The organism is Streptomyces antnestii (assembly GCF_004005495.1).
In the GTDB taxonomy this organism is placed as follows: Bacteria; Actinomycetota; Actinomycetes; order Streptomycetales; family Streptomycetaceae; genus Streptomyces; species Streptomyces antnestii.
The window spans coordinates 144,783-157,698 of record NZ_RZYA01000021.1; the positions used below are offsets into that span (position 1 = coordinate 144,783).

At 71.0% G+C, this 12,916-nt stretch carries 9 protein-coding genes and 1 riboswitch; of the genes, 6 read left to right on the plus strand and 3 right to left on the minus strand.

Annotation, left to right across the window (positions count from 1 at the left end):
- The first annotated feature begins 47 nt into the window (after positions 1 to 47).
- Both EOT10_RS32665 and EOT10_RS32670 read left to right on the plus strand, forming a co-directional pair.
- Positions 48 to 1,415, plus strand: a complete 1,368-nt coding sequence (locus tag EOT10_RS32665) for an SWIM zinc finger family protein (protein WP_127831999.1) — start codon at positions 48 to 50, stop codon at positions 1,413 to 1,415.
- Between the two features lie 62 nt (positions 1,416 to 1,477).
- Positions 1,478 to 3,145, plus strand: a complete 1,668-nt coding sequence (locus tag EOT10_RS32670; RefSeq protein ID WP_223281338.1) for a DUF5691 domain-containing protein — start codon at positions 1,478 to 1,480, stop codon at positions 3,143 to 3,145.
- Between the two features lie 104 nt (positions 3,146 to 3,249).
- Here the strand turns inward: EOT10_RS32670 and icmB are convergent, their stop codons facing one another.
- Positions 3,250 to 3,666, minus strand: coding sequence for a coenzyme B12-dependent isobutyryl CoA mutase small subunit (icmB, locus tag EOT10_RS32675; protein ID WP_127832000.1), 417 nt, complete (start codon positions 3,664 to 3,666; stop codon positions 3,250 to 3,252).
- Between the two features lie 441 nt (positions 3,667 to 4,107).
- On the opposite strand from icmB, the gene EOT10_RS42230 reads away from it, so the two are divergent.
- Positions 4,108 to 5,136: a lipase family alpha/beta hydrolase gene (locus tag EOT10_RS42230; RefSeq protein WP_223281339.1), complete on the plus strand. Its 1,029-nt coding sequence runs from the start codon at positions 4,108 to 4,110 to the stop codon at positions 5,134 to 5,136.
- A 243-nt stretch (positions 5,137 to 5,379) separates the two neighbouring features.
- Positions 5,380 to 7,098, plus strand: coding sequence for a M23 family metallopeptidase (locus EOT10_RS32690; RefSeq protein WP_127832001.1), 1,719 nt, complete (start codon positions 5,380 to 5,382; stop codon positions 7,096 to 7,098).
- Positions 7,099 to 7,131: 33 nt separating this feature from the next.
- Here EOT10_RS32690 and pcrA read toward each other — a convergent pair whose 3' ends face one another.
- Positions 7,132 to 9,708: a DNA helicase PcrA gene (gene pcrA, locus EOT10_RS32695; protein WP_127832002.1), complete on the minus strand. Its 2,577-nt coding sequence runs from the start codon at positions 9,706 to 9,708 to the stop codon at positions 7,132 to 7,134.
- A 267-nt stretch (positions 9,709 to 9,975) separates the two neighbouring features.
- Positions 9,976 to 10,126: riboswitch (cyclic di-AMP (ydaO/yuaA leader) on the plus strand.
- A 7-nt stretch (positions 10,127 to 10,133) separates the two neighbouring features.
- Between pcrA and EOT10_RS32700 the strand changes: the two genes are divergently transcribed.
- Both EOT10_RS32700 and EOT10_RS32705 read left to right on the plus strand, forming a co-directional pair.
- Positions 10,134 to 11,321, plus strand: coding sequence for a C40 family peptidase (locus EOT10_RS32700; protein ID WP_127832003.1), 1,188 nt, complete (start codon positions 10,134 to 10,136; stop codon positions 11,319 to 11,321).
- 26 nt (positions 11,322 to 11,347) lie between these two features.
- Positions 11,348 to 12,367 carry a tellurite resistance/C4-dicarboxylate transporter family protein gene (locus EOT10_RS32705; protein ID WP_223281340.1) on the plus strand — a complete coding sequence of 340 codons (1,020 nt, stop codon included), beginning with the start codon at positions 11,348 to 11,350 and terminating at the stop codon, positions 12,365 to 12,367.
- On the opposite strand, the gene EOT10_RS32710 is transcribed toward EOT10_RS32705, so the two are convergent.
- The gene (locus EOT10_RS32710) at positions 12,345 to 12,698 is read right to left on the minus strand and encodes a hypothetical protein (RefSeq protein WP_127832005.1); all 354 of its coding nucleotides are present in this window, start codon (positions 12,696 to 12,698) and stop codon (positions 12,345 to 12,347) included. The genes EOT10_RS32705 and EOT10_RS32710 overlap by 23 nt on opposite strands.
- Positions 12,699 to 12,916 lie beyond the last annotated feature (218 nt).

A 12,916-nucleotide genomic window follows, 5' to 3' on the forward strand; every position in this document is an offset into this window, starting at 1 on the left:
ACCGGCCTCACGGTCGATTGTCAGTGGCGGGACCTACCTTCGAGAACATGACTCAGCAGGGGGTGCGCTGGACGGCGGACCAGGTGCTGGCACTGGCGCCTGACGTCCCGTCACGCAAAGCGGGGAGCAAGCTCGGCGTCGCCGGACCGTGGTCGGGGGCGGGCAGTTCGGGCGAGGGGATGGTGTGGGGACTGTGCAAGGGCAGTGGGAGCAAGCCGTACCAGACGGTCGTGGATGTCGCGGACGCTACGGGTCCGGCCTACAAGTGCAGTTGTCCGAGCCGTAAGTTCCCGTGCAAGCACGCGCTCGGGCTACTGCTCCTGTGGGCCGGGGAGGACGGCTCGGTGCCGGACGCGCAGACGCTGCCGGACTGGGCCGAGCAATGGGCCGAAGGGCGCAGGAAGCGCGCGCTGACCCGGCGGGAAGCGGAGGCCGGCGGTGGCCCCGCCGCCGATCCCGAGGCCGCGCGCCGCAGGGCCGAGCGGCGTGCCGAGCGGGTCACCGCGGGCGCGGGAGAGCTGGAGCAGCGGCTCACGGACCTGCTCCGCGGCGGGCTCGCCGCCACCGAGCAGGCCGGGTACGGGATGTGGGAGGAGACCGCGGCGCGCATGGTGGACGCGCAGGCACCCGGACTCGCGGCACGCGTACGGGAGTTGGGGGCGATACCCGCCTCGGGGCCCGGCTGGCCGGTGCGGCTCCTGGAGGAGTGCGCCCTGTTGCACCTCCTCGACCAGGGCTGGCTGCGCCGCGACCGCCTTCCCGCGGGCCTGGCGGCGACGGTCCGCTCCCGCGTCGGGCTGCCGGCGTCGGCGGACGGACGGCCCACACGCGACCGATGGCTGGTCCTGTCCCAGTACGACACGGCCGACAGCCGGCTCACCACGCGCCGGACCTGGCTGTACGGGACAGAGTCCGACCGCACGGCGCTCCTCCTCTCTTATGGGGCGGCGGGCCGCGCCCCGGCGCTCTCGCTCCCCGTCGGCCTGGCGCTGGACGCCGAGCTCTCCGCATACGCGGGCGACGGACAGCTCCGCGCCGACCTGGGCGAACAGTTCACGGCGCCCGCCCCAAGTCCCGTACGCCCCAAGGGGGTGGGGGTCGTGGAGGCGGCCGTACGGTACGGCGACGCGCTGAGCCGCGATCCATGGCTGGAGTCGTGGCCGGTGACGCTGGGCCGGGTCACACCCGGGCCGGACGGCGAGAGCGGTGGCTGGCAACTGGCGGACGCCGAGGACGACTTGACGCGTCTGGCACTCCCGCTCACTCCCAAGGCCGCTACCGGCCCCGGCCTCTGGCGGCTGGCCGCACTGTCCGGCGGAGCGCCGGTCACCGTGTTCGGCGAGTGCGGGCACCGAGGGTTCACCCCTCTCACCGCCTGGCCCGAAGGCGCGGGGGAAGCGGTGGCGCTGTGCTGACGAACCGGGCCACAGAGCGGTCCCACACCCTGGAGCGATCCCACACCCTGGAGAGGAGCGACATGAACGGACCTTCGACCGACAGCGATGCGACGCCCCACCTCGGCAACACACCGGGTGCCGACGCTGCGGGCGACGACGCTGCGGGCGACGCGTGGGAAGAGCTGGTCACGGTGGCCCTGCTGGGGACGGACCGGCGTACGCCGCCGGGACACCCGACCGGCGCCGGCGCTCCCACCGCACTGCTCGACGCGGCCGCCGTACAGACCGTCCGACGACGCGCGGGCCTGCGCCCGGCGCCCGCCGCGGCGCTTCCCGGACGAGCGGCGGACGACACCCGACCCCCGCTCCCGGCCCCCGCGCGAAGCAGGCTCGCGATGCTGCTCACCGACCGGCCCGGTACAGCCGGCGGCCGCCGCGGCACGGCCCCCGATCTGATGGAGCTGCTGCCCCAATGGCTGGCCATGGCCAACGAACAGGGGCACGCGGCACCACCCGAGCTGCTGCCCGCACTCCTCGACGCGGCCCGCGGACGCACCGACCTGCGCCCCCAGGCCCTCACGTTCGCGGGCCCGCGCGCACTGTGGCTGGCGCGCCTCAACCCGGACTGGAAGTTCGCGCTGCGCTCCACACCCGGAGGCGGCACGGCGCTCCCGGCCCTCGAGTCCGCGGCCGACGTACAGCGCCTGTGGGAGGAGGGCCTGTTCGCCGAGCGCGTCGCCCTCCTGTCGGCCGTGCGCGCTCACAGCCCGGCCGCGGCGCGCGAACTGCTCGCCACCACCTGGTCCACCGAGCGGGCCGAGGACCGGCTGATGTTCCTCGACTCGCTGCGCATGGGCCTCGCCGACGCCGACGAGCCGTTCCTGGAACAGGCGTTGGCCGACCGCAGCCGGAACGTCAGAGCGACGGCCGCCGAGCTGCTGTCCGCGCTCCCCGGCTCGGCCCTCGCGGCCCGGATGGCGTCCCGCGCGGCCTCCTGCGTCGCGGTCGACCGCACACAGAGCGCGGCCACGATCACGGTCGAGGCACCGCACGAGTGCGACGCGGGCATGGAACGGGACGGGGTCGTCGCGAAACCGCCGACGGGGCGGGGCGAACGGTCGTGGTGGCTCGGCCAGTTGGTGGAGTCGACGCCGCTCGGCCACTGGACCGTGCGGCTCGGCGGGCGCACCCCGGAGGAGATCGTCGCGCTGCCCGTGGCCGACGACTGGCAGGGCGAACTCCACGCCGCCTGGTGCCGGGCGGCGGTGCGCCAGCGGGACGCCGTGTGGTCACGGGCCCTCCTGGGGGCACCGGCGTCGCCGGACGCCGGGGGCCCCGGCGCCGTATCGCTGTCCGAGCGGGCGAAGCTCCTCGGCGCGCTGCCCGGCGCCGAACGGGCCGAGTGGGTGGCGGGATTCATCGCGACGCACGGCCTGTCCGAGGCGTTCCAGCTGCTCGGGGTCTGCGCGCAGCCCTGGGCCGGACCGCTCGGGCGGGCCGTGGTCGACGCGCTGAACATCGCGCGCGACGCGGGCAGTTACCCCTGGAGCTTCAGCGGCGTCATGGGCCTGGCCGAACGCTGCCTCGACCCGGCGGAGGCGGCGAGACTCGAAGGCCTCACCGCCACCCCGGACGAACCGGAGGACGCGGCCCCCGGAGCCGGCGGCTACTGGTCGGAGGCGTTCCAGCGCCTCGTCAGCACGTTGCGCCTGCGGCGGGCCATGCGGGACGAGTTGAAGGGGACGTAGGCATGGGGTGGGGCCGACCGGCCCCACCACCGTGGATCACGCGGATGCCCGTTGATCACCGTGGATCACCGTGGATCACCGTCGAGAAAGACCCCTGGCAGGGATCACGCCCCGGCGGGCTGGCGGACGTTCGCGCGGACCCAGTCCACGATCGACGCCGTCGTCGCGCCCGGGGTGAAGATCGCCGCCACGCCCTTCTCCTTCAGCGGAGCGATGTCCGCCTCGGGGATGATCCCGCCGCCGAACACCTTGATGTCCTCGGCGTCGCGCTCGACGAGAAGCTCGATGACGCGCGCGAAGAGCGTGTTGTGCGCGCCGGAAAGGATCGAGAGGCCGATCGCGTCGGCGTCCTCCTGGATCGCCGTGTCGACGATCTGCTCCGGCGTCTGGTGCAGGCCCGTGTAGATGACCTCCATACCGGCGTCGCGCAGCGCCCGCGCGATCACCTTGGCCCCACGATCGTGACCGTCGAGCCCCGGCTTGGCGACCACCACGCGGATCGGACCGGCTGCCACACCCATCACTGCCTCCATGAAGCGACTTCTACCCGATACCTGACCTGATGCGTACCCGGGAAGTGAACGAACGTTATCGACAGCATCCCGCAACCGACCGTTTCGCGGTGCGGAGCGAGGGGGAAATCACACGTTGGGACACGTTCACTGCGCGCCAGGCCGCCGCAGGCGGCTCCGACGCCGCTTTTCCGGGGGCACAGGGCGCAAGGGGAGCCGCAAAGAGAACAGCCGCACCACACCGTCGCAGACCGAGCGGCGGGCGGCGGCAGGGCGCATCGGCGCCGCGGTACGCACGGAGATTCCGGGCCGCGCCGCGGTCCTCACGCACGGGCACCAACTGGTCACCGCCCGCGCACGACGAGCGCTGTCAGCCACCTCGGCGCATGCTTCCCATGAGGGCACACGGGGATACAGAGCCGTTCCCCGGGTGCCGACGGGAGGTCGGCCATGAAGGTCATCACGATCCTGCCCTTTCGCCCGCTCTGTCAGCTGATTCCCGCGAGACTGACCGGAATCTCCGTCGCCCTGCTGAAGGCGACCGCTCTCGAGGTCGCGATCCTCGCCGGGCACCTCCTCCTCTACCCGTCCGGAATCACCCAGGAGCGCAGGGGCATCCGCTCTCCCGACCCCCTGTACGCGGACGACGCGGAGGTCACCGAGCGGATGGGCACGGACGACGAAGCCTCGTACCCGACGGACGGCACCGGCCTGACAGGCATGACCGGTCCGACAGACCTGACCGGCCTGACGGGCGTACCGGAGGGCGGCGCCCTGCACCGGGGCCCCGGCACCCTCGGCGCCCGCACGACCCGCCTGCCTGGGGCCGACAGCAAACCCCCGGTCCTCCTCCTGCACGGCTTCATCGACAACCGCTCCGTCTTCGTCCTGCTGCGCCGCTCCCTCGCCCAGCACGGCAGGCACCACGTGGAGTCGCTCAACTACTCCCCGCTGACGTGCGACATCCGCACCGCCGCCGCGCTGCTCGGCCGCCATGTCGAGGAGATCTGCGAACGCACGGGCCACGACCGGGTCGACATCGTGGGGCACAGCCTCGGCGGACTCATCGCCCGTTACTACGTGCAGTGCCTAGGCGGCGATCTGCGGGTGCGCACGCTGGTGTCGCTCGGCACCCCGCATCGGGGCACCACGATCGCGCCGCTGATGGACGCGCACCCGATCGTCCGGCAGATGCGCCCCGGTTCGACCGTCATCGAGGAGCTGTCGCGGCCCGCGCCCGGCTGCCGCACCCACTTCGTGAGTTTCTGGAGCGACCTCGACCAGATCATGGTTCCGCTGGAGACGGCCTGCATCGACCACCCGGACCTGATCGCGCACAACGTCCGCGTGACCGGTGTCGGGCATCTCGCGCTTCCCGTCCACCCGGCGGTCGCCACCGGTATACGGCAGGCGCTCGACGCCGAGGGGTCACATGGAGCGCACGCCACCGACTCCGTCAGCGGCCTGACCGTGGCCTGATTCGCGCCCCCGAACCGCCCCCGAACCGCCCCCGAATTGCCCCCGAACCATCTCCGAACTGGCCAAACGTCGAACGAATCTCGAACGCAGAGCCAAAGCTCTGCCCACAGTCCGCCGAAAGACAGCCGAATGCCCCTTTCCTGCGAGCGGGAAACCTGCTGAAGATTGTCGAGCCCGCGTACCGCCGGGTACAGTCACCGCACTGCTCTGGCAGCCCCTGTTGTCGAGGCGAAAGAGAAGTTGGTGAACGACCGTCACCCGTCGGGGAATCAGACCACCCCGGCTCCGGCTCAGGACGCCGACTATGCGCCCTACGCTTCGTATGACCCGCAGAGCGCGCAGCACAGCGGCTACACCGGTTACGACGGACACGCCACCGGCGCTTTCGTGACCGATCCGCTCTTCGGCGACTATTCCGGCGCGCACGGCACGGGTTCGTACGCCGACGCCCAGTGGTCGACCGGCGCGCAGCAGACGCTGACGGCACAGGAGCCGCCGCACCACGACCCGTACGCGGCCCAGCAGCACACCTCCTCGTACGACACCGGCGGCTACGACACCACCGCCGTCTGGGGGACCGCGGCTCATCAGCAACTCGCCGATATTCCGGCGCAGTCCGGGCCGGACGCTTCCGGCCAGTGGGACACGAGCGCGTGGGCCGATCAGAGCGGGCAGTGGGACGCGAGCACCTTCGGAGCGCCGTCGCAGGGGTTCACCCCGCACGAAGCGTTCGCCACACAGGACGGCTTCGCCACACAGGATGCGTTCGGCGCGCAAGACGCGTTCGGCACGCAGACCTTCCAGGCACCGTCCGCTTTCGACAACGGGGCGACCGGGACGACCGGAACGTTCGACGCGCAGGGCTACGAGACCCAGGGCTTCGAGGCCCACGGCTACGAGAACCAGACCTACGAGACTCAGGCTTTCGACGCGCAGGCCTTTGACGCGCGGGCGTTCGAGGCCCAGCCGTTCGCGACGCAGGCCTTCGAAGCGCCGGCCTTCGCCGATCCGGCCGCCGCAGACGCCCCCAACTCCTTCGACTCCTTCGAATCCCCTGACGCCCGCCACGACTACGGCCAACCCGACGCCCCCGAGCCCGAGTTGAGCCATACCGAGGACATCGGGAACGCCGACGACGCCGACGATGTCGACGACGCGCAGGACGTCGAGGAGATCGTCGCCCGCGACGAGCGGCCCGCCCCGGTCGCGCCCGCGCAGCGCTCCCGTTCCCGCCGCCGCACCCCCGCCAAGCGTTCCGCCCTGTTCACGGTCGCGGTGCCGTCCGTGTGCGTGATCGGTGTCGCGGGAGTGGCCGCGGCCTCCGTCGGCGGTCTCGGCGGCGACGACAGCAAGGACACGACGGCGGCATCCGCGCCCGACGCGACCGCGGTGAAGCCGTCCGTCGCGAACAACAAGCTGGACACCCAGCTCGCGAACCTCTCCGCGGACGCGGGTGACTTCGCCGACCGGGCGAGCCGCACGCAGGAACGCATCGACCTCAGGGCCAAGCAGGAAGAGCAGCGCAAGCAGGCGGCGGAGGAGGCGGCCCGCAAGGAGCGGCTGCGGCCCAAGTTCGTCCTCCCCGTCACGCAGCGCGGGCTGAGCGCGTACTTCGGACAGGCCGGTATCAACTGGATGTCCATCCACACCGGCATCGACTTCCCCGTCTCCTACGGCACTCCGGTGATGGCCGCGACCGACGGCACCATCCGCAGCCAGTGGAACAACGCGTACGGGAACATGACGATCCTGACGGCGAAGGACGGCACGGAGACCTGGTACTGCCACCTCTCCAGCCGCACCGTGACGAGCGGACCGGTGAAGGCCGGGGACGTCATCGCGCACTCCGGGAACTCCGGCAACTCCACCGGCCCGCACCTGCACTTCGAGGTGCGCCCCGGCGGCGGCTCGGCCGTCGACCCGCTCCCCTGGCTCCGCAGCCACGGGCTCGACCCGACGTAGGGCCGAGCCGAGCCCCGCGAGGAACTGCCCCGCTTAAAGCTTCTCCACCGGCGCGTACCGCAGCAGCAGCCGCTTCGGCTTCGGGTCGCCGAAGTCGACCGTCGCCTCCGCGTTCGCCCCCGTGCCCTTGACGCCGACGACCGTGCCGAGGCCGAACTGATCGTGCGTGACACGGTCTCCCACGGACAGCGCGACGACCGGCTTCTCGGTCGCCCGGCGCGTGGCGAACGCCGGTGTCGTGCGCGAGCGCGAGGACGACAGGGACGCGGCGATCCCGCTCGTCGGCCCAGCCGACTTGGCCGGCGCCACCGCACCCGTCCGCTTCCACTCCAGATGTGCGTCCGGGATCTCCTCCAGGAAGCGGGACGGCGGGTTGTACGAGGGCTGGCCCCAGGCGCTGCGCAGCGTGGAGCGCGTCAGATAGAGCCGCTCACGCGCGCGTGTGATGCCCACATAGGCGAGGCGGCGCTCTTCCTCCAGCTCCTTGACCTGGCCGAGGGAACGCATGTGCGGGAAGACGCCGTCCTCCATGCCGGTCAGGAAGACGACGGGGAACTCCAGGCCCTTGGCCGTGTGCAGGGTCATCAGCGTGATGACACCGGAGCCGTCGTCCTCTTCGTCGGGGATCTGGTCGGAGTCGGCGACGAGCGCGACCCGCTCCAGGAACTCGGAGAGCGTGCCGGGGCTCGCCGCGGCGGCCTCCCCCTCGGCCCCGTCAGCCCCGTCCGTACCGGCAGCTCCTTCCGTACCGTCAGCGGCAGCCGCCGCTGCCGCCGCGTTCTCCTGCTCGAACTCCAGGGCTACGGCGGCGAGTTCCTGAAGGTTCTCGATGCGCGTCTCGTCCTGCGGGTCGGTGGAGGACTGCAACTCGGCGAGATATCCGGTGCGTTCGAGCACGGCCTCCAGGACCGTGGCCGGGCCGGCGCCGGACTCGACGATCGTGCGCAGGTCCTCCATCAGCGTGTTGAACCGCTTCACCGCGTTCGTCGAGCGGGCCGCCATCCCGTACGCCTCGTCGACGCGGCGCAGTGCCTGCGGGAAGGAGATCTTCTCGCGCTGGGAGAGGGCGTCGATCATGGCTTCGGCGCGGTCGCCGATGCCCCGCTTCGGCACGTTGAGAATGCGGCGCAGGGGGACGGAGTCCTCGGGGTTGGACAGGACGCGCAGGTAGGCCAGGACGTCCCTGACCTCCTTGCGCTCGTAGAAGCGGACTCCGCCGACGACCTTGTAGGGCAGGCCGACGCGGATGAAGATCTCTTCGAAGACACGGGACTGCGCGTTCGTCCGATAGAAGACGGCGACGTCGCCCGCCTTGGCGTCGCCCGCGTCCGTGAGCCGGTCGATCTCGTCGGCGACGAACTGTGCCTCGTCGTGCTCGGTGTCGGCGACATAGCCGGTGATCTGGGCGCCCGCGCCCGCGTTCGTCCACAGGTTCTTGGGGCGGCGGGACTCGTTCCGCTCGATGACCGCGTTCGCCGCGGAGAGGATCGTCTGCGTCGAGCGGTAGTTCTGCTCGAGCAGGATCGTCGTCGCGTCCGGATAGTCCTCCTCGAACTGGAGGATGTTCCGGATGGTGGCTCCGCGGAACGCGTAGATCGACTGGTCCGCGTCACCCACGACGCACAGCTCGGCCGGGCCGAGGTCGTCCGCGCTGGGCGGTACGTCGACACCCGCCTCCACGTCCTCGTCATGGGCGGCGGCGGTGCCGACCAGCTCGCGCACCAGCGCGTACTGCGCGTGGTTCGTGTCCTGGTACTCGTCGACCAGGACGTGACGGAAGCGGCGGTGGTAGTGCTCGGCGACGTCCGGGAACGCGCGCAGCAGGTTGACCGTCGTCATGATCAGGTCGTCGAAGTCCAGTGCGTTCGCCTCGCGCAGGCGGGACTGGTACATCGCGTAGGCCTGGGCGAGGGTCTTCTCGAATCCGTCGGCGGCGGTTGCCGCGAAGTCCTCCTCGTCGATCAGCTCGTTCTTCAGGTTCGAGATCTTGGCGCTGAAGGACTTCGGGGGGAACTTCTTCGGGTCCAGGTCGAGGTCACGGCAGACGAGGGCCATGAGGCGCTTGGAGTCGGCAGCGTCGTAGATCGAGAAGGACGAGGTGAAGCCGAGCCTCTTGCTCTCGCGGCGCAGGATGCGGACACAGGCGCTGTGGAACGTCGACACCCACATCGCGTTCGCCCGCGGGCCGACCAGGGCCTCGACGCGCTCCTTCATCTCGCCCGCGGCCTTGTTCGTGAAGGTGATCGCGAGGATCTCGCCGGGGTGCACCCCTCGCGAACCGAGCAGGTACGCGATGCGGTGCGTGAGCACGCGGGTCTTGCCGGAGCCCGCGCCGGCCACGATGAGCAGGGGGGAGCCGCCGTGGACGACGGCCGCCTTCTGGTTCTCGTTCAGCCCGTCGAGGAGCGCTGCCGGGTCGAGGGCCGGGCGGGGCGCGCCGCCGCGGTAGTACGCATCTCTGGCCGGAGGCACGTCGAACTTCCCGTCGAACAGGTCGTCCGGAACGTGCTCCGGAGCCGTGTCGTCCTCGGGCGGCGGCGGGGCATGTTCCTCACTGGCCTTCGAAGCCGTGAGGTCCGCCAGGAAGCTGTCGTCAAAGAGGCTGCTCATCGCTTTACGAGTCTAGGCCGCCCCACTGACACCCACGGCCGCCTCGCGAACTTCCTCCGACTTCACCGACGCGACCACCACGCGGAGTGCACGAATCACCCTCCGTGACGATTGCCGGAGGTCACGAACGAGATTGTCGAAGGTCACGAAAATGTATCGGGCATATCGAACATCAACCTTCACAGCAGCCACACGCGTTGGCTAGCGTGCTCCGCGGGCCGCCCGTCCCCCCGCCGGCAACCGCGCCGCGAGCGGGTCGCCCCCGCTGAGTTCAGTACGCCGAGAGGCATGGAACCGGGGACCCACGAACTTTGGGGTGAATCGGCCGACGACCCGTCAGGGCGCGGCCGTAGGGCAGCCTTCCGAATCTCCGCCCGAACCCGACAGCTAACCCGGTAGGCGGTCACTGGAAGGAGTCGCGCCCCTTGGCGTCGCACCGCAAACCGCGGACCAGGACAGCCGGTCCCCGCACGGCACCCGTCGTCGGCATCACCACGGCGGCCCTCACCTCCATCGCCCTGCTCTCGCAGAGCGCGAACGCCGCCCCCGCCCAGCCGTCGAAGCCGAGCCTGGAAGAGGTCCAGAAGAAGGTCGACAGCCTCTACCACCAGGCGGGCGTGGCCACGCAGCAGTACAACGCGGCCAAGGAGAGCACGGCCAAGCAGCAGAAGCGCGTCGGCGATCTGCTCGACGACGTGGCGCGGCGGGCCGAGAAGCTCAACAAGGCCCGCCAGGAGCTCGGCACGTTCGCCGCGGCCCAGTACCGCACGGGCGCCGTGTCCGACACGGCGACGCTTCTTCTCGCCGACAACCCGCAGGACTACTTCGACCAGGACCAGCTGATGTCGCGGCTCACGAGCCGACAGAAGAAGGCCGTCGACGACTACCAGGCCGAGCAGGCCGCCACCGCGAAGAAGCGCACCGAGGCGGCCAGGAACCTGCAGTCGCTGACCACGTCGCAGGCCACGCTCAGGAGCACCAAGAAGGACGTCCAGCAGAAGCTCGGCAACGCGCGCGAACTCCTGTCGAAGCTGACCGCCGAGGAGAAGGCGCGGCTCGCGGCGATCGAGAAGAAGAAGGAAGAGGCCGCCAGGAAGAAGGCGGAGGAGCTGGCGCGTCAGCAGGCCGCTGCGGAAGCCAAGCGCAAGGCGGCCGAAGAGGCACGGCAGAAGCAGAACCCCGGCACCGGATCGAGCACGGGGTCCGGCACGGGTACGGGTACGGGCACGGGTACGGGGTCCGGAAGCACCGGGTCCGGGTACGCCGCCAAGGCCGCGAAGGTCATCGCCTTCGCTCAGGCCCAGATGGGCAAGCCGTACGTGTGGGGTGCCACGGGACCGGACTCGTACGACTGCTCGGGGCTCACGCAGGCGGCGTGGAGGGCGGCCGGGATCTCGCTGCCGCGTACCACCTGGGACCAGGTCAAGGTCGGCACGACGGTCACCACGGCCAACGCGCAACCCGGTGACCTGGTCTTCTTCTACAACGACATCAGCCACGTCGGCATCTACATCGGCGACGGCAAGATGATCCACGCCCCGAAGCCGGGCGCGAGCGTCCGCGTCGAGTCGATCTACTACATGCCGATCCACAGCGTGGTGCGCCCGGCCTGACCGCTTCGTGGGGTTACGTTCGGGCGGTGCGCGGCCCGAACGCAACCTCACGTCCCGGACTCATCCGGTCCCAGCTCCCGCCGGCGGCCGGCGCCGCCGTCATGGCTACCGGCATCCTCTCCGTCGGACTTCACCTGACCGGTCACGCGGTGCTTTCAGGCATCCTGCTGGCGCTCGCCTCCGCCCTCTGGCTCGCCCTCGCGGCGGCCTTCGCGAGCCACCTCGTACGGGACCCGGCCCGCTGGGAGTCCGAGGCGGACACCCCGCCCGCGCTCGCCGCCGTAGCGGCCACGACGGTCCTCGGCACCCGGTTCTCGCTCTTCGGGTGGCAGACCCTGGCCGAGGCGCTGCTGGCCCTGGCCGTTCTCGTCTGGCCGGTGCTGCTGGTCGAGGCCGTGCGGCACTGGGAGCCGCGGATGCCGGGAGGCGTGTTCCTGTGCTGTGTCGCGACGGAGGGCCTGGCCGTCCAGGCGGCGACGCTCGCGTCCGCGGACGGCGCGAGCTGGCTGGGGCACACCGGGATGGTGCTCTTCTGGGGCGGGCTCGTCCTGTACGTCCTCGCGCTGTTCCACTTCGACCTGCGCCAGCTCGCGACCGGCGCGGGGGACCAGTGGATCGCGGGCGGCGCGCTCGCGATCTCGGCGCTCGCCGCGTCGGAGCTCGTCACGACGGGCCTGTGGAACGACGACGACACGGGCGCCCTGCGCAGCGCGAGCGTGCTGCTGCTCACCCTCGACGTCGCCTGGTATGTGGTCCTCGTGGTGGCCGAGGTGTGGTGGCCGCGGCCCCGCTACGACATCCGGCGCTGGTCGACGGCCTTCCCGATGGGAATGACAGCGGCGGCGGCCCTGTCCGTGGGTACCGCCGCCGACGCGCCCTGGCTCAGAGGCCCGGGGCAGGTTCTGCTGTGGATCGCGGTGGCCGTGTGGCTCGCGGTCCTGGTGGGAGCGCTCAGGTCGCTCGGGCCGCTCGGGCCGCACGGCCCCCTCGGGTCGCTCAGGTCGCTCAGGTCGCTCAGGTCGCTCAGGTCCAGAGCACCGCGATGAAGATGTTCGCGGTCGTGAGGAGACCGACCAGGCCGAACAGCCGCTTGTCGATCTTCTCGTCGTCCCGCTTCACGTAGACGAGGCCGAGGATCACGATCAGCAGCGCCAGCTTCACGCCGATCTTGATGGTGTTGACGGTGTGGTCGTCCGCCTGGTTGAGGCCGACCAGGACGACTCCGGTGACCAGCATGGTCAGCGCGCCGTGCAGCATCGCCGGGACGAACCGGGCCGTTCCCTTGCCCATCGCCTTCATCTGGGTGAGGAACCCACCGAGGAGCGAGGCGATGCCGATGATGTGCAGGCCGACGAAGAGGTGGATGAGTACGTCCATGCCGCGGAGCCTAGCCGGGGCCCCGATCGCCTCATGAAGCGGCCCGCACCGGACCGCTCCGGTCGACCGACGGTCACATACGGTCACACCCGGAACACAAGGGCCAGTTGCGGACAATCCATCACCAACCCGTGACCGCCAGGTTTAGCGTCCTTCCTCAGGTGACCGGCTCCCCACCGCCGTTCCGTCCGGGGCGGCAGTCGGGCACCTACCGCCGA